Genomic DNA, 22588 nt, shown 5'->3' on the forward strand with positions numbered 1-22588 from the left:
GTTCTATTAAATTTTTTTTAATTATCGTCTTTAATGCTTAAATTTGCCTCAAAAAAATAAATCCGCTTTTATTATGAATATTTATCAGGATTACATTCAAGAAATTGAAGAAAGAAAAAATCAAGGGTTACACCCTAAACCAATCGATGGAGCTGAATTATTAAGCGAAATCATTGCTCAAATTAAAGATGTTGATAACGCAAATCGCGAAGACTCTCTTAAGTTTTTTATTTACAATACTTTACCAGGTACTACAAGTGCTGCAGGTGAAAAAGCTAAGTTTTTAAAAGAAATTATTTTAGGTCAATCAATTGTAGCAGAAATTACTCCAGCTTTTGCTTTTGAATTATTATCACACATGAAGGGTGGACCTTCAATTGAAGTGTTATTAGATCTAGCTTTAGGAAATGATGCTGCAATTGCTCAACAAGCTGCAGACGTTCTTAAAACTCAAGTTTTCCTTTACGATGCAGATACTGACCGTTTAAAAGAAGCGTTCAAAAGTGGTAATGCATTCGCTAAAGAAATTATCGAAAGTTATGCAAAAGCTGAATTCTTCACTAAGCTTCCAGAAATAGCTGAAGAAATTAAAGTTGTTACTTATATCGCTGGAGAAGGGGATATCTCTACAGATTTATTATCTCCAGGAAACCAAGCGCACTCTCGTTCTGACCGTGAACTTCACGGAAAATGTATGATTACGCCAGAAGCTCAAAAAGAAATTCAAGCGCTTCAGGCAAAACATCCAGATGCAAGTGTGATGTTAATCGCTGAAAAAGGTACAATGGGAGTTGGTTCTTCTAGAATGTCAGGTGTAAACAACGTGGCACTTTGGACAGGAAAACAAGCAAGTGAGTATGTTCCGTTCGTTAATATTGCTCCAATTGTTGGAGGTACAAATGGTATTTCTCCAATTTTCCTTACTACAGTTGACGTAACTGGTGGTATTGGAATTGACCTTAAAAACTGGGTTAAAAAATTAGATGCAGACGGAAAACCAGTATTGAACGAAAATAACGAGCCAATTCTTGAGCAGGCATATTCTGTTGCTACAGGAACTGTTCTTACTATTAATACTCAAACTAAAAAATTATACAACGGTGATCAAGAATTAATTGATATTTCTAGATCATTTAATCCTCAGAAAAAAGAGTTCATTAGAGCTGGAGGGTCTTACGCAATTGTATTTGGTAAAAAACTTCAAACTTTCGCTGCTAAAGTATTGGATATCGAAGCTCCTGCAGTATTTGCTCCATCTAAAGAAATTTCTAACGAAGGACAAGGTTTAACTGCAGTTGAAAAAATCTTCAACAAAAATGCTGTAGGGATTGCTCCAGGAAAAGTTTTACACGCTGGATCAGACGTTCGTGTAGAAGTAAATATCGTAGGTTCTCAAGATACTACAGGTCTTATGACGGCTCAAGAATTAGAGTCTATGGCTGCTACAGTTATTTCTCCAATTGTTGACGGTGCTTATCAATCTGGTTGTCATACTGCTTCTGTTTGGGATAAAAAAGCTCAGGCTAACATTCCTAAATTAATGAAGTTTATGAACAATTTTGGTTTGATTACGGCTCGTGACCCAAAAGGTGTTTATCACTCAATGACAGACGTAATCCATAAAGTACTTAACGATATTACTATCGACGAATGGGCAATCATTATCGGTGGTGACTCTCACACGAGAATGTCTAAAGGTGTTGCTTTTGGTGCTGACTCAGGAACTGTTGCTCTTGCATTGGCTACGGGAGAGGCTTCTATGCCAATTCCGGAATCTGTAAAAGTAACTTTCAAAGGAGACATGAAAGGTTATATGGATTTCCGTGATGTGGTTCACGCTACACAAGCTCAAATGCTTAAGCAATTCAATGGGGAGAACGTATTCCAAGGAAGAATCATTGAGGTTCACATCGGAACTCTTACTGCTGACCAAGCATTTACATTTACAGACTGGACTGCAGAGATGAAAGCAAAAGCTTCTATCTGTATTTCAGAAGACGATACTTTAATCGAATCATTGGAAATTGCTAAAGGTAGAATCCAGATCATGATTGATAAAGGAATGGATAACGATAGACAAGTTCTTCAAGGTTTAATCAACAAAGCAGATAAGAGAATCACTGAAATTAAATCTGGTGAAAAACCAGCTTTAACTCCAGATGCAAATGCTAAATATTATGCTGAAGTTGTAGTTGATTTGGATCTAATTGCTGAACCAATGATTGCTGACCCAGATGTTAATAATAAAGATGTTTCTAAACGTTATACTCACGATACTATCAGACCATTATCTTTTTATGGTGGAGAGAAAAAGGTAGATCTTGGATTTATTGGTTCTTGTATGGTTCATAAAGGAGATATGAAAATCCTTGCTCAGATGTTGAAAAATGTTGAAGCGCAAACAGGAAAAGTTGAATTTAATGCTCCTCTTGTAGTTGCTCCTCCTACTTACAACATCGTTGATGAGTTGAAAGCAGAAGGTGACTGGGAAGTTTTACAAAAATACTCAGGTTTCGAATTTGATGATAATGCTCCTAAAGGCGCAGCTCGTACGGAATACGAAAACATGTTGTACTTAGAGCGTCCAGGATGCAACCTTTGTATGGGTAATCAAGAAAAAGCAGCTAAAGGAGATACAGTAATGGCGACATCTACTCGTTTATTCCAAGGAAGAGTTGTAGAAGATAAAGAAGGTAAAAAAGGAGAATCTTTACTTTCTTCTACTCCAGTTGTGGTTCTTTCTACAATTTTAGGTAGAACTCCAACTATGGAAGAATACACTGCTGCGGTAGATGGTATTAACTTAACTAAGTTCGCACCTTCTAACAAACAATTAGTTATGTAATCGAAAGATTATTTAATAATATCTTAAAAGCCCGAGTCGTAAAACTCGGGCTTTTTTAGTAATAATTGTTCTATTTTTTGTAACTTGTCATGTTCAAAAAAGAATAATAAAAACAAAAAATCTATGGCTTTTGATATCGAAATGATTAAAAAAGTGTACGAAAACATGCCAGGTCGCGTTGATAAAGCGCGCGAGATTGTTGGTCGTCCGCTTACTTTAACAGAGAAAATTTTATACAATCACCTTTGGGATGGAAATCCTACTAAGGCGTTTGGAAGAGGAATTGATTACGTTGATTTTGCACCCGATCGCGTAGCTTGTCAAGATGCAACTGCACAAATGGCATTATTACAGTTTATGCATGCTGGTAAATCTAAAGTGGCAGTTCCAACAACGGTACATTGTGATCACTTAATTCAGGCAAAAGTAGATGCTGTAACCGATTTGGCAAGAGCAAAAACACAAAGTAATGAAGTTTTCGACTTCTTATCTTCTGTTTCTAATAAATACGGAATTGGTTTCTGGAAGCCAGGAGCTGGAATTATCCACCAAGTTGTACTTGAAAATTATGCATTTCCAGGTGGAATGATGATTGGTACCGATTCTCATACTGTAAATGCAGGTGGTTTAGGAATGGTCGCAATTGGTGTTGGTGGAGCAGATGCTGTAGATGTTATGTCTGGAATGGCTTGGGAACTTAAATTTCCTAAACTTATCGGAGTTAAATTAACCGGTAAATTATCGGGATGGACGGCTCCAAAAGATGTTATTCTTAAAGTTGCAGGTATTCTTACTGTAAAAGGCGGTACTGGTGCTATTGTAGAATATTTTGGTGAAGGCGCAACAGCTATGTCTTGTACAGGTAAAGGAACAATTTGTAATATGGGAGCTGAGATTGGGGCTACAACTTCAACTTTTGGCTACGATGATTCAATGAGCCGTTACTTACGTTCGACAAATAGAGCAGAAGTGGCTGATGCTGCAGATAAAATTGCTTCTTACTTAACAGGAGATCCAGAAGTATATGCAGATCCAGAAAAATATTTTGATCAAGTTATTGAAATAAACTTATCTACATTAGAACCACATTTAAACGGTCCTTTTACTCCAGATTTAGCTACTCCAATTTCTAAAATGAAAGAAGAAGCGGTTAAAAATAATTGGCCATTACAAATTCAAGTTGGTTTAATAGGTTCTTGTACAAACTCTTCTTACGAAGATATTTCTCGTGCAGCTTCATTAGCAAGACAGGTTGCTGATAAAAATTTAAAAACAAAGTCACAATTTACAATCACTCCAGGTTCTGAAGTAGTGCGTTCTACAATCGAAAGAGATGGATTTATCGATACTTTCCATAAAATTGGTGCAACAGTTTTTGCAAATGCCTGCGGACCGTGTATTGGTATGTGGGATAGAGAAGGAGCAGAAAAAGAAGAAAGAAACACAATCGTGCACTCTTTCAATCGTAACTTCTCAAAACGTGCAGACGGTAACCCAAATACTTTGGCCTTTGTAGGATCTCCAGAGTTGGTAACGGCTTTAGCTATTGCAGGTGATTTAAGTTTTAATCCACTGACAGATAAATTAATCAATGAAGATGGAGAAGAAGTAATGCTTGACGAGCCAACAGGAGACGAACTTCCTGCTAAAGGCTTCTATGCTGAAGATCCAGGTTTTCAAGCTCCTGCGGAAGATGGTTCAAGTGTTCAAGTAGTGGTTAATCCAGCTTCAGAGCGTTTACAATTGTTGGCTCCATTTGATGCTTGGGATGGTAAAAATATTACTGGTGCTAAATTGTTAATCAAAGCATTCGGAAAATGTACTACAGATCACATCTCTATGGCTGGGCCATGGTTGCGTTTCCGTGGACACTTAGATAATATTTCAAATAATATGTTGATCGGAGCAGTAAATGCTTACAATCAAAAAACAAATTCGGTTAAAAACCAATTAACGGGTGAATATGATGCTGTTCCTGCTGTAGCTCGTTCGTACAAAGCAGCTGGAGTTCCATCTATTGTAGTTGGAGATCATAACTACGGAGAAGGTTCTTCTCGTGAGCATGCAGCTATGGAACCTCGTTTCTTAGGTGTTAAAGCGGTATTGGTAAAATCTTTTGCACGTATCCATGAAACAAACCTTAAAAAACAAGGTCTTTTAGGATTGACATTTGCGAACGAAGGAGATTACGATAAAATCCAAGAAGATGACACAATTAACTTCTTAGATTTAACAGAATTTGCTCCAGGCAAACCATTAACATTAGAATTTGTTCATGCAGATGGTACAAAAGATATTATCTTGGCAAACCATACCTACAACGCAGGTCAAATTGGCTGGTTTGTTGCAGGTTCTGCATTAAATTTAATTGCAGCCGGAAAAGCTTAATATTTAAATTTTATATAATGTAAAAGCCCTGTGAAAACAGGGCTTTTGTTTTTTATAAGCAATATGATAAAATTAGTTTTTGTTTGCTAAACTATCTTGTGATAAAACTCTAATTCGGTAAGGTCTTGTGGTCTCAAATTCATCTATAGAAATGCTGTATGTTTTGGACGAAGGAGACGTGTAGTAATTGCTAAAATCGTATCCTCCAATGATATATAATTTGTCATTAATAAAGTGCATTGCAGCACATTTTAGCTCGAGATTAATATAAAATTCTTTAATTAGTTTTGATTTTGTATTGTAAACGAACAATTTTCCGTCTTCAAATAGGTAAATAGTGTCGTCATTGTGTGTAACGGCAGGATTTTCGAGTCGAAGGAGTAAAGTTGCTTCCTTTTTTCAGCTTTCATTTGTTAAATCGAAGCTGTGAATTTCAGAAAAACTTCTATTGTCGCTATTGCCAATTGTGAAAATTTTGTCCTCAATCAAAACTCCGCTTACTTCTTGGGCTACAGGCATTTTTGTTAACTCATACCATAGGCCAGAAGTTAAATTGTACAGATGTACTTTATCTGTAAAAATTTTTGCACCTCTTACAGTTGATTTTATCGATCCGCCCATAACAATAATGTTGTCCTTATAAGTGAATGAAGCAAAGTTTACGGCTTTATGTGGATTTGTTTTGTCAATTGTAATTTGATTTGTGTTAAGGTCAAAAACTTCAATTTCATTATCTAGAAATTCATGTTTTTTATTGCCTAGTGGCCCTCTTTTTCCTCCCAAAACATAAAGTGTGTTATTGTAAAAATTTATATTATGGTAAGCTCGTTTTTTTAATTTCTGATTTGATTTCTCCCATACATCTGTTTTAGGATCATAAGCAAGGAGGTCTCCCTTGTAAAAAACTTTACCTTGATCGCCTCCAATCTCTTGAAGGTATTTGTTTATAAAAACAGGATCGTTAAATCTAGTAGGATCACCGCCGCCAATGTCTTTTGATTTTATAGTAGTTAAAACATTCCATTGTTCACTATTATCGCCTCCAATAACATAAATTTTGCCATTTGCTACCACGGAGCCAAAGGAATAAATACCATATTCTAAAGGTGATAGTTTGGTAAAATCAAGTTTAGATTTTAATTTCGACCACCTATTATCGGCAATAATTACATTTTTTAAAGTTTCAATATCTTCTTCAAGTGAGATAACATAATTTGACTTTTTTAAATCTGTAATCGTAATTTTTGTTGTTGAATATCCAATATGAGAAATCTGAAGGGTGTCGTTTGGTTTTGTTTTATTGTTTAGTGAAAATTCTCCCTTCTCATTGGTTAAAGTTCCAATTTGAGTATGCAATGCATAAATGTTGGCATCTTCTATCGGTAAGTTGGTTTTTTGAGATTTGACAATCCCGCTTACTAATTGCGCATTTGCAATAAAAGGCAGTAAAGCAATGTAAAGTAGTTTTTTCACTGTAAATAAGTTTTATCTTGGATTTAATTCTTCAAAGGTGGACTTCTAAATTATAGTGGCTGATTTGAAGTAAATTTACTATTAAATTTTTTGAGTTCCAATTGAAATGAAAAGGACTTTCGGTTAAAAACCACAGTTTATTTCTGTTTTATAAAATAAGACAAAAAAAAATGTTCTGTTTTTTTACAGAACATTTTATTACGAGTTAGTTTCTTTGAGCGACATTATTTTGAGATGAAATTCTAATGCGGTTTGGTGCGGTAGTGTCAAATTCGTCAATAGAAATGCTGTACGCCTTTGATGAAGGAATCTTCATGAATGAGCCAAATGAATAACCTCCAATAATGTACAATTTGTTATTTATAAAATGCATGGTGGCACCTCTTAATTGAAGATCAACAAAATATTCTTTAATTTGTTTTGATTTTGTATTGTAGATTGACAGCTTCCCATCTTCAAGAAGGTAAATGTCATCAAGATTGTAAGCAATTGCCGGATTTTCTAGGTGAGAAATTAAAGTCGCTTCATTTTTCCAGGTTTCATTTGTTAAATCAAAACTCTGGATTTCAGATAAGCTTTTGTTGTCCTTGCTTCCAACAGTAAAAATTTTATCGCCAATCAAAACTCCTTTTACTTCTTTGGCAACGGGCATTTTTTCTAACTCATACCATAATCCTGAAGTGATATTGTACATGTGCACTTTGTTAGTGAAGGTTTTTTGCCCTTTTTCATTCTTTTTTATAGAGCCTCCCATAACAATGATGTTGTCTTTATATACAAAAGAAGCAAAATCTGCAGCTGTGTGTGGATTGGTTTTGTCAATTGTAATTGAATTTTTATTAAGGTCAAAAACTTCAATTTCGTTTTCTAAAAATTCAAATCTTTGGTTTGTAGACATCCTTTTTCCTCCTAAAACATAAAGCGTATTGTTGTAATAATTTATGTTATGATAGGCTCTTCCTTTGAATTTTGTATCTGATTTCTCCCAGATATCTGTTTTAGGATCGTAAATAAGTAAATCTTTTCTATAGAATTTTTTGGATACTGACATTTGAAGTAAATCTCGATATTTTTTTTCGAAGTTAGGATCGTTGTCAGAACTTATGCTTCTTTCCTTTAAAATGTTTAGTACATTCTCTTCTTCACTGATATCACCACCTGTGATATAAATTTTGCCATTTATTACTGTCGAACCAAAAGAATAAAGAACATTATCTAAAGATTTAAGCTTAGTAAAGTCAAGTTTAGATTTTAATTTCGCTTGGCGATTTGTGATCTCTACATTATTAAGAGTTTCGATGTCTTCTTTAAGTGAAATAATAAAATTTGACTTTTTAAAATCGGCAATTGCAATTTTTGTCGAGATGTATCCAATATGTGATACATGAAGTGTATCGCTGGCTTTTGCTTTGTTTAGTGAAAATTCCCCAATGTCATTGGTTATAGTTCCTACTTGAGCTCGTAATGCATATATGTTTGCATCTTCTATCGGTAAATTAGTGCTTTCAGATTTAACAATTCCGTTTATTGTTTGCGAATTTGTAATAAAAGGCAGTAAAAGGACAATGTAGAGTAGTTTTTTCACAATATTAGGTTTTAGTTTGGTTAGAAAATTTTTAAAAATGCGAATTTTTATAAAAAACTGCGTTTCAAAAAGTTGGCTCAATTTTTATGCCGAGGCTGTTAATTTGAGGTAAAATAATTGTTAAAAATACCGATTTTTTTACTTTAAAAAGTTAAATTCGCCTTTTAGGCAATATATTTGCTTTTTTTGAGTTGAAATAAATGTATAATTTAAAAAAGTGTAAAAACTTTAAGAATAGAGTATGGTTTATCGGTTAATAATAGTATTGTTTTTTTTCAGTGTTGGAGCTTTTGCGCAAGATAATTTTATTAAGCACAAGATTTCAAAAGGAGAAAATCTTTCTGTTATTGCTAAAAAATATGGAGTAAAAGTAAAAGATATTGCAGATGCAAATCCGAATGCTCCTAAAGTTTTAAAACTAAATTCAACGCTTTTAATTCCGAATAAAAATAAAAGCACTGCAAAGGCAAAAGTTAAAAATGAAGAAGTTGCAGTAAACGACACCCCTCTTAACACTTCGGGAACTCACGAAGTAGCCTCAAAAGAAACGCTTTGGGGAATTTCTAAAAAATATAAGGTTTCTATAGAGGATTTAAAGAAAGCAAATCCATCTCTGGAAACCGAAGGCTTAAAAATAGGGCAACAAATAAATATTCCTTCAAATAACATAGCGTCGAATATTAGTTCGCCAAGTGAAACTCCAGTTGCTTCAGAAGTAGTTTCAACAGACGTTGAACTTATAAGAGAAGTTAAGCCTAAAGAAACAAAATACGGCATTTCTAAAGAATATGGCATCACGGTTGCAGAATTAGAACGTCAGAATCCATCAATTAAAGGAAAAGTTCCTGTTGGGTATCTGTTGAAAATTCGTGTTCCGAAAGAAAAAGCAGATGCGATTCAGGCAGCAAAAACTTTGCAAGAAGCTAATGTACAGGCAAATGTTTCTTCTGGTCAAATAGCAGAAACTGCTCCAGAAATAAAAAGAGATTCAACCGTTGTGAGGACAGGAGATTATTCTGGATTAATTGATCAGATAATAGCAAGTGCAACTGAAAATATAGGTATTAGATATAGATCAGGCGGAACCACAAAAGCAGGTTTTGACTGTTCAGGATTAATGTTCTGTACTTTTGGCAATTTTGACATTAAATTGCCGAGAAGTTCAATAGAACAATCTCGAATAGGAACAAAAGTAGCTTCGGAAGAAGCTCAAAAAGGCGATTTGATTTTCTTTAGAACCAACGGCAGACGTCATATAAATCACGTCGGTATGGTTGTTGAAAATGTTGATGGTGAGATTAAATTTGTACATTCTTCAACTCATGGTGGTGTTATGATTTCTTCTACAAAAGAACCATATTACACGAGAGCCTTCTCTCAAGTAAATCGCGTTTTGAATTAAACTTCTAGAAAAGCATTTTTCAATATTTCTAATCTAAAAGGTTTAGTCCAAAAGTCAGATACATATTTGTTATCTTTTACTTTTTTAATTTCATCGATATCTAAAGTCGAAGAAAGCACAAAAATTTCAGTTCTTTCTTTTAAATCTTCTGGAAGTCTATCAAATTCTTCCAAAAATTCAAAACCATTCATAATAGGCATCTGAATGTCTAAAAGAATAATCAAAGAGTTTTGTGGATGATTTTTTAGTATCCAATTAATTCCTTCTTGTCCGTTATTAGCTATGTAGATAGGATTGATATCAAGTCCTTTTTTAAGTAATTTTTTAGTGACAAATTGATCAATCAAATTGTCTTCTATAATTATAAATTGAGATTTATACGGCATATGAACTTGGTATTGTTACTATAAATTTACTTCCAACACTGCTTTCTGAAAAAACAGAAATATCTCCTTTAATATTTTCAACAGCTTCTTTTACAATATAGAGGCCTAATCCCGAGCCTTTATTTTTGTTTGTTCCAAAATACATGTCAAAAATATTGGCTTTATGATCGTCATGAATTCCAATTCCGTTATCTGTTACTTCAATTTTATTTAAGCCTTCGCTAAAATAGGTTCTTATTGTAATAAACATTTCTTTTTTGCTACAATCTGCATACTTTATGGCATTAGAAAGTAGGTTGTTGATGATTATTTTTAAACGAAGACCATCACTTTCAATCTGATCTACTAAAAGTTCTTGCGTGAATGTTATTCTGTTCGCATTTTCAATGTGCATTAATTGAAGGATGGCTTCATTGCACAATTCTTTCAGGCTTACCGGTTCTAAGATGACTTCTTTTCTTTTGTTTTTAGAATAATCAATAATGTCGCTAATAAATTGATCCTGCCTTTCAAGACTGTGATGCATCATTTCTAAATAGTTCCGAACCTGCTGAACATCGTCCTCCAATGCAGTTATTTCGATTAGACCTTTTAAAGAAGTAATTGGGGATCTCAAGTCGTGAGAGGCGCTGTAAACAAATCGGTCCAACTCGCGATTTACGATAATAAGATTTTCGTTTTTCACTTCTGTTTCCTTCTTGGAAACCAATAATCTTTTGACCATAATTGAATAATACATGCACACGCTGCAGATAATAATCAAAATGAAAAAGATGTTTGTAATAATTAGTAGGTCTTTTATTTTTCGTGTTCCTTCTCCTAATGTATTAGAAAAATTGCGCTCATTAATAGTTAATCGGTCGCTTATTGCGCTTATTTTCTTTAAAAACTTTTTTTGATCGTCAGCAGTTAATATATTATGTTCAATTTTAGCATTAATCTGCTGGCCAATAACGAACAAGTCGAAAATTAGTTTGTCGCCTTGTCCCCATTCGTGTATAGCTTTAGATAAAAAGCTTACATTTTTGAAGTTTTCAAATAGCCAAATAATATCGTCTAAATCATCTTCGTTGTTTCGGCCAACAAGAAATCCTTTTCTAGCAATCTTATTATCTCCAGCTTTCAAAAGTGTAATTCTTGCAATACCATCTCCTTGTGGCACTTTTAATTCTTCAAGATATAATTTCCACTGTGTGCGATTCTTTGTAAATAAATAGGTAATTAAGTGTCTCGATGCATCTTTTTGCCCTTTCGAATAATGTGATTCTCCGTTTACATAGGCTCTGTTAGCAGATAGAATTTTAATAGTAAAAAAATTGATGCAGATTAGTAAGGCGCACGAAATAAAAACTATTAAAATGAGGATGAAAACATTTGGGAAACGAAAGTTTTTTAAAGCTTGCAGTTTAGACATAATCTTAAAATTAGTAGGTTAATGAAAAAATGCCTTTTGCGTTTTTTTTGTCAGTGCGAATAAACAATTATGGGGCAAAGAAATTCGTACTAAACATTAAACACATGTTAATGTATTTTGCTCTTTATAAATGCTTTTGAAATGATTCTCTCAAATATAGTAAAATTTATCTTATTGTTTTAATAAAAAAAATAGCCGTAAAGCAAAAATAGTATGATTCTAAATAATTTTGTTTAAGTATTTGTTTTTTATGTTTTTAAAAAGCTTTTTCTAATAAGAGATTATTAAAAAGGAAACTTTCGATTTCAATTTTTGAAGTAAAAAAAGGATTTTAAAAGGCATTAAAATGAAAAAGAATAAATCTTGTTTTTGTTTAAAGATTGGTTTCTGCCTTTGAATATCTCTTTTAAAATTTAGCGTAAATAATCAATCGTCTAAATGCGTAGATTGACGGAACTGAAGGAAAATAGGAATCTATTCTTTTCTTAAATTCAACCGTTAAAGCAGCAAATTCTTGTTCTTTTAATCTTTCTTGATAAACAGTTAATGCAGAACCAGATATGAAGTCGAAAAAATCATCTTTTTTATTAGAAATTAGAGGATAGACTTTCTCATAAAGAACTAGGTCTTTTCCGCCATTTTCGAAAAGGATTTTAGCATATTCATCTAAAGTCAATACTGGTGAAGGACGTGTCCAATTTTTAAGATACAATGTAAAGGGCTCTTCCTGCACCAATTGAAAAAGTATTTTATTGAGGATATTTTCATTTTGCTGAGGCATCTGAATAGCCAGCTGCCCGCCTGGTTTGATACGCGATATAATTTTTGGAAAAAGTTCGTAATGATTATCAATCCATTGCAATGCAGCGTTTGAAAAAATCAAATCCCATTTAGTTTCATCATCGATCTGCTCTAAAATGGTTTTTTCTTTAAACTGAAGATTTTCTTGTATTGGTGCTTTTGCCAGCATTTCTGCAGAATTGTCAATGCCAAGCACAAACGGATTACTCAATTTTTGATGCAATTTTTGGGTAAGTTCGCCCGTTCCGCATCCAAGGTCTATAACTTTCAGATTGGGTTTGTCAATAATATGACTTGTAAGATCATTAAAAGGTTTAGAACGTTCTTCTTTAAATTCGTTGTATTTTTTCGGATCCCAAGTCATGATATTATTCTATAAATATTGTTTTATTAAAGATAAAAAAAAAGCTACAACATTGTGTTATAGCTTTTTTATAATTCTGATTATACTTTTATTCTTTAATGAATTTATCACCAATTATATTGTCGTTTTCTGTTACGACTTGAAAATAATAGACGCCTTTTGGAAAGCTGCTAATATTGATTTCGTTATTAACCAAATTGATGTTTATTAGTTTTCCATCTGTAGCATAAACTTTTATTGATTTTAAATTCTCATTAAAAGTTATTTTTTCTTTTGAAGGATTTGGATAAAAAATAAATTTAGATTTTTGATTGTTAAGATCTTCTGTTCCTAGTGTGTTACTAGTAAGACTATAAGCACCAGTTTTTATATTAAAATTGATTTTGTAGGTTCCTGGCGTGTCTATCTTAATAGTTTCGGCGCCCATAGTAGATGTTCCAGAAAGAAAAGGTGCTGATTCTGATTTACCCCAATATAAGCTGTCTGACTTGTCTAAGCGAAATTTAATATCGCCTTGAGATAATACTACATTATCTATGGAGTACAAAATACCGTCAGTTGTAGATAGAACTATATCTGTTGCATTATCTGGAAGGCTACTTCCATTAATTGAAATTTCGGGTTCTTTTAAAAATATTTTCTGAATTATAGGAAAAAAAGTATTGCGGTCTGGAGATTTATGGCCAAATGTGTATAAATATGAATCTTTGACCAAAGCAAGAGACCAATTATCAGAATATTGGCTCTCAAAATCATTTCTCCAGAAATCCAGTGCTCCAGAGCTAGAAAGCCTTGCTGTAAATAGAAAAGAATTTCCATTTGGATTTGAAATTATACTGCCACAAAAAATAATTTTATCGTCTGATTGGATTGTCATGTTGTCAATAAAATTTCCAGAAAACGGAAAAGTATATTTAAAGTAGCCAGAAGTGCCAAATGTAGTATCTAAAGTACCATTTTCATTTAAGCGTCCTAAAACAGATATTGTACCCTCAGACCTATCAGTATTTAAAAAAATTATTTTGCCGTTCGATTGCGTTTTTGTATGCCTAATGCTTACAATCTTGCTGGATGGGTCAGTTTTATAGTAGCCGTTAATGCCGAAACTGCTATCTAGATACCCTAAATTATCATATCTCGCTATAATTCCTCCCGAACCACTCTTGCCACATAATAATATTTTGCCATCGGGTTGAATGTTTATATTGTCATACGCATTTAGCTCAAAAGATGTTTCTGAATTTAAGAATGGTAAATCACCATTGTTAAATGACGGATCTAAAGTTCCATCTTTCAAAAAGTAACGTTTAAAAGATTGGTGTTGTGTTGCAGTGTTAAGTTGTAAAGAATATATATAGTCACCATGAATTTGACCTTTTATTCCATATATAGCTCCCTCAGAGCCATAACTTTTATCCAAAGCGCCATTCGAGAAATATTTACATATAATGGGAATATTTTTAGATTCTCCCCTTACATAAAAAGAAGATTTTGGGTCTTCAGATTCAAAATATACTCTGTAGAAGGAAGAAATTATAAAATCAGTTGTCAAAATGATGCCATTTGTTCCAAAATCTGTTTTTGGATTACCATAGAAATCATATCTGCCAATAAATCCAACTGATTTACTAGGTATATTATATTCTCCTACCGTTATTATTTCCCCTGTTTTTGGCTGTATACTAATGCCAATGGGATATGATGCTTTTTCTGAAGGAAGAAAGACCGAACCTAAATCGCCAAAGTTTGTATCAAGTTTACCAGCGACAGGTATTTGTGAATTGGAAATAGTAGTAATTAAAAAGAATAAAAATGTAAAAATTCGTAATTTCATGGGGAATGCTAATTTTAATACATTGTCTAAATGTATAATTCAAAGGTTAGTTAGTTTCGTGATAAATATAAGTCAATATAATGTTCAAAGACAAATAAATTTTAAACAAGAAAAGTCTCTAATTTTTTAACTAAATAGACTAAAAGTTTCTCATTTTAATAAATATAATGAAATCGTTTTCTTTAATTGAAATTTCCAAAAAAAGTATATCTTTAGCCAACCTAAACCAATAAAAATGCAAGAAAACGACCAAGAACATTTTAAAAGAGAACTCGGCCTCTTAGACGGAACCATGCTTGTGGTTGGCTCTATGATCGGATCTGGGATATTTATTGTAAGCGCCGATATAGCCCGACAAGTGGGCTCGGCAGGATGGCTTACTTTGATCTGGCTTTTGTCTGGATTTATTACTGTTGTCGCAGCAGTTAGTTACGGCGAATTGAGTGCGATGTTTCCTAAAGCGGGAGGACAATACGTTTACCTGAAAGAAGCTTACAACAAATTGATTGCCTTTTTGTACGGCTGGAGTTTTTTTGCGGTTATTCAAACTGGAACTATAGCGGCAGTAGGTGTGGCTTTTTCAAAATTTGCGGCTTATTTGTATGAGCCTTTGAGTGACGAAAATATTCTCTACGAATTAGGCGCTTTTAAACTGAATGCAGCGCAGTTAGTTTCGATTTTAACCATTATCATTCTGACTTTTATTAATAGCCGTGGAGTGAAAAATGGTAAAATTCTGCAAACAGTTTTAACAATAATTAAAATTTTATCGCTTCTTGGATTAGTCATTTTTGGATTAACGCTTGCCGCCAAAGCTTCTGTTTGGGATGCAAACTGGACAGACGGATGGAGTACAAGAACATTTGATAAAGAAAGCGGTTCATGGCTTCCAATTAGCGGAACGGCTCTAATTTCTGGAATTTCGGCAGCAATGGTTGGATCATTATTCTCTAGTGATGCTTGGAATGGTGTGACTTTTATCGCTGGGGAAATTAAAAATCCGAAACGAAATGTTGGCCTTAGCCTATTTCTAGGAACTTTTATTGTAACTTCTCTTTATGTCGTGACAAATCTGATGTATTTGGCTGTAATTCCGTTTGATGAGATTGCAACAGCAAAGTTTGATCGTGTTGCAGTTGTAGCCTCAGATTATATTTTTGGAAATATCGGAGCTTTGATTATCGCAATTATGATCATGATTTCGACTTTTGCCTGCAACAACGGATTAATTATGGCTGGAGCAAGAGTATATTATACAATGGCAAAAGATGGTTTGTTTTTCAAAAAAGCGGCTGTTTTAAATAGTTCTAGCGTTCCTGCGTGGGCACTTTGGGCGCAATGTGTTTGGGCTTCGGCTTTATGTCTAACAGGAAAATATGGCGATTTATTAGATTTCGTAATTATCATTGTACTGATTTTTTACATTTTGACAATTTACGGAATTTTTATTCTAAGAAAAAAAATGCCAGATGTAGAAAGACCTTATAAAGCTTTTGGATATCCGTTTTTGCCAATGATATATATTATTGTGGCATCAGCAATTTGCATTTCATTATTAATTACAAAATTTTCAACCTGCGGCTGGGGAGTATTAATTATGCTAACTGGAATTCCAGTTTACTATTTAACAAAACCAAGCGAATAATATTTCTATTTGAAGTTGAAAAACTACTATAAAAAAAGTATCTTGATCTTTCAAGATGCTTTTTTATATAAGGTATGGACGGTTTAATAATTGGATAAATCGTTATTAATTCTTTCTTCTGTCGGTCTTAGAAAAAGAAGATAAAGAATGAGAAGAATTCCGAATAGTATAAAATCGGGTTTAAGAAATAAAATAATAAAAGCAGCGCCTTCCAAAACTGCCCATCGCATAATTGAAGCTGTTTGATAGATAGGCAATTTATCTTCAAGTTTTAATTTTGGGTCAATCTGTTTTAATTGCGCTTTAAATAATATACTGCTCAAAACAAAAGCTAGAACAGGAATTGCAAGATATATTATGGAAGCAGAATCAACAATAGGAATTTGTAGTGTTTCTAGCGAAATATTGCCCACAATAAAATAAGCGATAATTGTTCCTGCGCAAATGCCAAGATGGATAATTTGTAAAGCTTTGATTTTTTCGGTCATGATTTGGTTTAGATTTGAGGTTGATCATGCAATTTAAGATTAATTCTTTTTAAATGAATGATTTATGTTTGAGTTTTACTAAATGGCTAAGTGTACAAACAAAAAAAAGACACTGAATTAGTGTCTTTTAAATGTAAATAATCGTTGAAACTCTAGTTATATTGTAACTGGTTCATCAACAGATTTTATAGTTGAATTAATAATAGACAAAGTAAGCGGATCGGTTTCTCCAGAGAAGAAAGCGTCCAAAATTTCCTGAAATATCGGATTTGCATTTTCTACCAATGAAAACAAAGTCATGCAAGAACGCAATTTACGAGCATCTAAATCTCCAAAAATTCCGTCAGCCGATTTCATTTTAAAGGTTAAAAGCAACTCTGAAATCTCAATTAAATGTTTTCCCAAAATTGGATGTTCCAAATAATCTGTAGCTTCTTTTAAATCATTAATGGCATAAAGATTTGCAGTATCGCTTTTTCCTAAGCCTTTTATTTGCGGGAAAATGAACCACATCCAATGTGTTTCTTTTTTCCCTTTACTGATTTCAGAAAGAGCGGTAAGATAAAGTTTGTTCTGTGCGTCTAAGAAACGCGCTAAATCATTGTTCGAATAAGCCATTACGGTATTGTATTTTAAAAAAGGTTGCAAAAATAGTAAAAAAGATAGGTTTTGCCTAGTAAAAGGTTCATATAGTGCATGTTTTAACTTTTTAAAGAAGGAATCTCTTACGTTGTTTTGGAAAAAAATTACTTCTTTTTAAAGATTCAATGCTATAAAAATCAAAGATTTCGATTGGTTCTTCTAAAGGTAAGATTGATCCTTGGCAAAACATCACGAGCTGTTTTTGGAACTTGATGTTGCCAAAAACTATTAGTAGTTCCAGCCATCAATAAAAAGGATCCATGATGCAACGGAATCTCAATTGGCGGAATTTCTTTTCTGAATTTATGTCGAAGTTTAAACATTCTCGTTTCTCCAAAAGTAACGGAAGCAATAATAGGATTTGGGCCAGTATTGTGTTCTTTGTCGCTATGCCAACCTACGCCATCATTTCCGTCTCGGTATAAATTCAATAATACGGTATTAAAATCAAGCTGTGTTTCTTTTTCTACACGGCCTCTAATTTTTAACAATTCATAAGTCCAATCAGGTCCGTTTGGATCTGCGCCAGGATTATCTTTATCTTCATACCAAGAAATCATTCGCGGAACGGTATAAGTTTTATCGTAAATTTCCATTTCATACTCTCTCCATTTGGTTTTGCGAAGTATTCTCTCGTAAAAAACATCAGATTCTTCTTTGGTGAAAAAGTTATCGATTAAAATTAATTCAGAATCTGGAATGTCAAATATTTTTTTTCCTCCCAAACCTGTGGTAAATAATTCGGTGTCGCTAAATAGTGTCATAATTCAGATTTTAGTTTTACAGCTCTATTTTTTATTGGTTTAGGAAATGAAAAGTTGTTTGTTAAAGAATATTTTTCTCGGATGTTTTTCTGCGTAAGCAAAAATTAACTGTTCAATATATTGATTGCTTTTATAAGGCGTAACATAATTTTTTACTTCATCAGAATCGTTAATGGCAACATCTCTCGGAATGTAGCCCATTCCATGAAAATGACCATTTTCGATCCAAATACAACTTCTTTCGTCCGAAGATCTTCCTTTGTCTATAATGGCAAAACTTGGTCTGTTATTTAATAAAAACTCGATGGCATTGTCTACTTGTTGGTTATGAAATGAAACGTCTGGTAAACCTTTGGTTTCATTATTTTGAAAAAACTCACCTTCTTCGGGCCTTGTGTATTTACAAAAACGATGATCGATTTCAAAATGCTCGGCTAGAGTTCGCAATAAATTAATACAATCGTATTGACTATTAAATTCATGAATACAAGTCTGAAATTTACTCAATTTACCCACTGCCAAATATTTGTAGCCATTTCGGGCTTCGTATTGATAAATGCCAAATTTGGCTTCAAAACGTTTTAAAGCTCTGTTATAAGTTGGCCAAAGTTTTTTGATTTCGGTACATTCTAAAAGAAGTGCCATGAGTTCGGTAGCGCAGATTTCAAAAGAAATTCCGTGAATATCTCTTAAAAAATGCTGTCTTTGCTGTTTGATATTGTTTCCTGTAAAATGAGATGTGACACGCTTTTTTAAGTTGATTGCTTTTCCAACATAAATCACTTTTTTTGCCTGATTATAAAAATAATAGACTCCTGGTTTGTCAGGCAAATTATTAAAATCTTCTTGTGGTAAATTTGGAGGTAAACGCTGGTCCTGTGCTGTTTTCTTGATCATTTTATCAATTTCTCCAGCATCGTCCCATTCCAATAAAAGCGAAAATAAAAGAGCAGTAGCATCGGCATCTCCGCCGGCACGGTGTCTGTTTTCTAAAGATATATTTAAAGAATTGCACAGATTTCCTAAACTATAGGAACCCAGTCCAGGTTTGATTTTTCGAGCTGCACGAACTGTACAAAGTTTTTTGGCCGACCATTTAAAACCAGCTTGCTCCAATTGATGATGAATGAATGAATAATCAAAGTTCACGTTGTGGGCAACAAAAACACGATCGGTAAGCATTTCCAAAACTTTCTCTGAGATATCATCAAAAATGGGCGCATTGGCTACCATTTCGTTATTAATTCCTGTCAATCCAAAAATAGAAGGAGGTATGTCCTGTTCAGGATTTACAAGTGTTTCGTAACGATCCAATACATTTGTACCGTCATGAATAATAATGGCAATTTCTGTAATACGGCTTCCACTGGCATTTCCTCCTGTGGTTTCAATATCGACTATGGCATATTCTTGCTTCTTCATTTGTGTATAACGTAAGTTGTTCTTTAGTTATTTTTTAAGTTTTCGGTCTTTCAGTTTTCTGAATGTTGCGATTGAATGCTAAAACTTCATTCGATGTCTCGGAAGATTAATTTCATGTCCTTGCGGATAAGGCGCTCGATGCGTCAAACTAACATCTTCTTTTATCTGATTTTGTGTTTTATATTGATCTTTAGAATCCATATATCGTGGATCTGGAATAAAAGGCATTTTGGCCATTTTGAGAATCGTAATGGTCGGAAAATGATAATCGACCTCAACATTTCCTAACAAAAGATAACAGCCTCCACCCTGAAAAGGATGTTTTGCAAGACTATCTGGAAAATGTGCTGTATCAAAATAAATGCCTTCATGATCGATCCAAGTTCCAAAATACATCGAACCTTTTTTGGTCGGGACGTGTTTTCTGGAAATGAGATATGCCAGCATTCTAACTTGTCTTTTATGGTGTTTTACTAAATCTTTTGCCATAATATCACCTCGATGTTTGGTTTGTAAAAGATCGAAAACCGTACAAGAAACAGGAAAACTCAACAATTCGATTTCATCAAAAGCATCTTCAAAAATAGAACGTTCCAAAACAGGTAATTTGAATTCTTTTACCGGTTCTTGCAAAAGCATCAAATCTCGATTTTCGGGTTTAAAATTGTTTAAAAGCAAACTCGCACTAATCAAAAGCTGATTTTTTGTTTTTCCTGTAAAGCGAAAAGCACCAATAAAAATCAGAACTTTAACGCCTTCAATTCCAATTGGAATGCGATTGATGAAATTTTCTAGAGAAAGGTAATCGCCGTTTTTCTCTCTTTCTGATGCTATTAAATACGCAATTTTAGATTCTAAACTCTGCAAATGCATAAACCCTAAATAAATATCGGTTCCGTATAAAGTCGTTTGATATTCGCTTTTATTCACACACGGATTATGAACGGTTCCGCCCGACATTCTAGCTTCGTGCACATAAACTTCGGTTCTATAAAATCCGCCTTGGTTATTGATTACCGCTGTCATAAATTCTACAGGATAATTAACTTTCAAATACAAACTCTGATAACTCTCAACGGCATAAGAAGCCGAATGCGCCTTACAGAAAGAATATCCCGCAAAAGATTCAATCTGGCGGTAAATTTCCTGACTCAAAGCTTCTGGATGCCCTTTTTGAGCACAGCTTGCAAAGAAATTGTCTTTTACTTTTTGTAAAGCTTCCAGAGATCTTCCTTTTCCAGACATCGCACGACGAAGAATATCACCATCAGGAGCGGGAAGTCCGCCGTAATGTTGGGCAATTTTTATCACATCTTCCTGATACACCATAATGCCGTAAGTTTCGCCAAGATGCTCTCTAAAAACCTCATGAAAATATTCAAACTGATTTGGATTATTATGACGAAAAATATACTCTTTCATCATTCCAGATTGTGCAACTCCAGGACGAATAATAGACGAAGCCGCTACCAGAATTTTATAATTATCGCAATTCAATCGGCGTAATAATCCGCGCATCGCAGGACTTTCGATATAAAAACAGCCAATCGTATCTCCTTTTGCTAAATAAGAATTGCAAACCGCTTCATCTTTAGAAATAGAAGTATTGCGAATGTCTACTTTTAGACCTCTATTTTTTTCAATAAGCTTTACGCTATCATCAATATGTCCGATACCACGCTGGCTTAGAATGTCGAATTTGTCAAAACCAATTTCTTCGGCAATATGCATATCAAAAAGCACAATTGGAAAACCTTTTGGAGGCATTTCCAAAGGCGTATAATTGGTAATTGGTTCTTCAGAAATAATAATTCCACAGGCATGCATACTGCGCTGGTTTGGATATTTCTGCATCATAAAACCATATTCTTGAACCAATTTTACAATCTTATTTGTAGGATGAAGTTCTTCTGGATTTTTTGCCAATACATCTAATTCTTCTTTCGGAAGACCAAAAACTTTTCCAACTTCTCTGAAAATAGAACGGTATTTAAACTCAACATTGGTTCCGCAGAAAGCAACATGATCTTTGCCGTATTTTCCGAATATATATTCTAAAATTACATTACGTTCCTGCCAGCTCCAATCTATGTCAAAATCGGGTGGAGTTTTACGGTTAAGATTTAAAAAACGTTCAAAATACAAATCGAGTTCTATTGGACATATATCAGTAATTCCGAGGCAATAGGCTATTATGCTGTTAGCACCGCTTCCGCGACCAATGTGCATAAATCCTTGACTATTGCTGTATTGAATTATATCCCAAGTAATTAAGAAATAGGCACTAAATTTTAATTCGTCAATAACTTTCAGTTCTTTTTCAACACGTGCTTTTGCTATTGTGTTTTCTTTTCCATAACGATGTTCAAAACCTTCTAGCGCCAAGCCAGTAAGCATTTTTATATCTTCTTCACGGCTTTTGGTAAAGAATTTTTTGTTTTGCGGAACACCAAATTCATATTGAAAATTACATTCGTCAATGATGTGTTGTGTGTTCGAAATGATTTCAGGATATTTTTCATAGAAAGGCAAAAAGGCTTCTAATGGTTTTATGAAATCAGAAGTTTTGCAATAATCCGCTTCAGTAAGTTTTGATAGAATAATATTCGTGTCAATTGCTCGAAGGACTTTATGCAGATTGTATTCTCTTTTACAGCTAAAAGTTACGGGCTGTAAAATCACCATTTTGGCAATTTTATTTTTATGTTTAGAAGTCAGAAGACTCGAAACTTCTTCAGGACGAACTCCGATGAATTCATTTTCATAAAGCGTTTCCGGAGCATTTTCTAAAGTATAAATTACAAAAGCCTCCTTAAATTCAGGAGCTCGTAAAGGCAAAGTTTCTCCGCTGAAATTATACTCAGTTAAAAAACGATTCATTTCAGCTAATCCTTCGGCATTTTTAGCTAAACCAATATATCGAAATTGATGATTACAGCGAAATTCCATTCCAACCAAAGGCTTGATTTCATTTTTCTCGCAATCTCTTATAAAATCGTAAATTCCAGTTACAGTATTAATATCGGTCAATGCCATTGCTTTTACGCCGCAAGAAACAGCCAGACCAACAAGATCTTTTAGCGGAATCGTGCCATAACGCAGAGAATGATAAGAATGACAATTGAGGTACATGAT

Annotated in this window: 16 protein-coding genes; 4 read left to right on the plus strand and 12 right to left on the minus strand. The window is 33.7% G+C overall.

The annotated features are described in order from the left end of the window. Positions 1-73: 73 nt before the first annotated feature. Both M0M44_RS10155 and M0M44_RS10160 read left to right on the plus strand, forming a co-directional pair. Entirely contained in the window at positions 74-2845 is a 2772-nt protein-coding gene (locus tag M0M44_RS10155; RefSeq protein ID WP_248729638.1) for a bifunctional aconitate hydratase 2/2-methylisocitrate dehydratase, read from the plus strand. A 123-nt stretch (positions 2846-2968) separates the two neighbouring features. Further along, positions 2969-5233: an aconitate hydratase gene (locus M0M44_RS10160; protein WP_248729639.1), complete on the plus strand. Its 2265-nt coding sequence runs from the start codon at positions 2969-2971 to the stop codon at positions 5231-5233. A 72-nt stretch (positions 5234-5305) separates the two neighbouring features. Here M0M44_RS10160 and M0M44_RS10165 read toward each other — a convergent pair whose 3' ends face one another. From M0M44_RS10165 to M0M44_RS10175, 3 genes are all read right to left on the minus strand, one after another. Then, positions 5306-5545, minus strand: a complete 240-nt coding sequence (locus M0M44_RS10165) for a kelch repeat-containing protein (protein WP_420842763.1) — start codon at positions 5543-5545, stop codon at positions 5306-5308. Between the two features lie 87 nt (positions 5546-5632). Continuing rightward, the gene (locus tag M0M44_RS10170) at positions 5633-6706 is read right to left on the minus strand and encodes a Kelch repeat-containing protein (RefSeq protein WP_248729641.1); all 1074 of its coding nucleotides are present in this window, start codon (positions 6704-6706) and stop codon (positions 5633-5635) included. A 205-nt stretch (positions 6707-6911) separates the two neighbouring features. Next, positions 6912-8291, minus strand: a complete 1380-nt coding sequence (locus M0M44_RS10175; protein ID WP_248729642.1) for a Kelch repeat-containing protein — start codon at positions 8289-8291, stop codon at positions 6912-6914. A 265-nt stretch (positions 8292-8556) separates the two neighbouring features. Here M0M44_RS10175 and M0M44_RS10180 point away from each other — a divergent pair, with 265 nt between their 5' ends. Then, positions 8557-9693, plus strand: a complete 1137-nt coding sequence (locus M0M44_RS10180) for a C40 family peptidase (protein ID WP_338030085.1) — start codon at positions 8557-8559, stop codon at positions 9691-9693. Here M0M44_RS10180 and M0M44_RS10185 read toward each other — a convergent pair. From M0M44_RS10185 to M0M44_RS10200, 4 genes are all read right to left on the minus strand, one after another. Beyond that, positions 9690-10079 (minus strand): response regulator, encoded by a 390-nt coding sequence (locus M0M44_RS10185; protein ID WP_248729644.1) that lies wholly within the window; start codon positions 10077-10079, stop codon positions 9690-9692. The two genes, M0M44_RS10180 and M0M44_RS10185, sit on opposite strands and share 4 nt — an antisense overlap. Next, positions 10069-11493 (minus strand): sensor histidine kinase, encoded by a 1425-nt coding sequence (locus tag M0M44_RS10190; RefSeq protein WP_248729645.1) that lies wholly within the window; start codon positions 11491-11493, stop codon positions 10069-10071. Before M0M44_RS10190 ends, M0M44_RS10185 begins: the two co-directional genes overlap by 11 nt. A gap of 406 nt (positions 11494-11899) precedes the next feature. Beyond that, the gene (locus tag M0M44_RS10195; protein ID WP_248729646.1) at positions 11900-12658 is read right to left on the minus strand and encodes a methyltransferase domain-containing protein; all 759 of its coding nucleotides are present in this window, start codon (positions 12656-12658) and stop codon (positions 11900-11902) included. An 88-nt stretch (positions 12659-12746) separates the two neighbouring features. After that, complete coding sequence (locus tag M0M44_RS10200) at positions 12747-14492, minus strand: T9SS type A sorting domain-containing protein (RefSeq protein WP_248729647.1); 1746 nt, start codon at positions 14490-14492, stop codon at positions 12747-12749. Between the two features lie 235 nt (positions 14493-14727). Here M0M44_RS10200 and M0M44_RS10205 point away from each other — a divergent pair, with 235 nt between their 5' ends. After that, a complete protein-coding gene (locus M0M44_RS10205) occupies positions 14728-16137 on the plus strand; it encodes an APC family permease (RefSeq protein ID WP_248729648.1) in 1410 nt (469 codons plus the stop codon). Between the two features lie 83 nt (positions 16138-16220). On the opposite strand, the gene M0M44_RS10210 is transcribed toward M0M44_RS10205, so the two are convergent. From M0M44_RS10210 to M0M44_RS10230, 5 genes are all read right to left on the minus strand, one after another. Next, positions 16221-16625 carry an MFS transporter gene (locus M0M44_RS10210; protein WP_248729649.1) on the minus strand — a complete coding sequence of 135 codons (405 nt, stop codon included), beginning with the start codon at positions 16623-16625 and terminating at the stop codon, positions 16221-16223. Between the two features lie 156 nt (positions 16626-16781). Continuing rightward, on the minus strand, positions 16782-17243 hold the full coding sequence (locus M0M44_RS10215) for a DUF1810 domain-containing protein (protein ID WP_248729650.1): 462 nt from the start codon (positions 17241-17243) through the stop codon (positions 16782-16784). A gap of 161 nt (positions 17244-17404) precedes the next feature. Beyond that, the gene (locus tag M0M44_RS10220) at positions 17405-18031 is read right to left on the minus strand and encodes an alpha-ketoglutarate-dependent dioxygenase AlkB family protein (protein ID WP_248729651.1); all 627 of its coding nucleotides are present in this window, start codon (positions 18029-18031) and stop codon (positions 17405-17407) included. 39 nt (positions 18032-18070) lie between these two features. Further along, positions 18071-19453, minus strand: a complete 1383-nt coding sequence (locus M0M44_RS10225; RefSeq protein ID WP_248729652.1) for an exonuclease domain-containing protein — start codon at positions 19451-19453, stop codon at positions 18071-18073. A 78-nt stretch (positions 19454-19531) separates the two neighbouring features. Continuing rightward, positions 19532-22585, minus strand: coding sequence for a DNA polymerase III subunit alpha (locus M0M44_RS10230; protein WP_248729653.1), 3054 nt, complete (start codon positions 22583-22585; stop codon positions 19532-19534). Between the last annotated feature and the right edge of the window lie 3 nt (positions 22586-22588).

It is taken from the genome of Flavobacterium humidisoli (assembly GCF_023272795.1).
In the GTDB taxonomy this organism is placed as follows: Bacteria; Bacteroidota; Bacteroidia; order Flavobacteriales; family Flavobacteriaceae; genus Flavobacterium; species Flavobacterium humidisoli.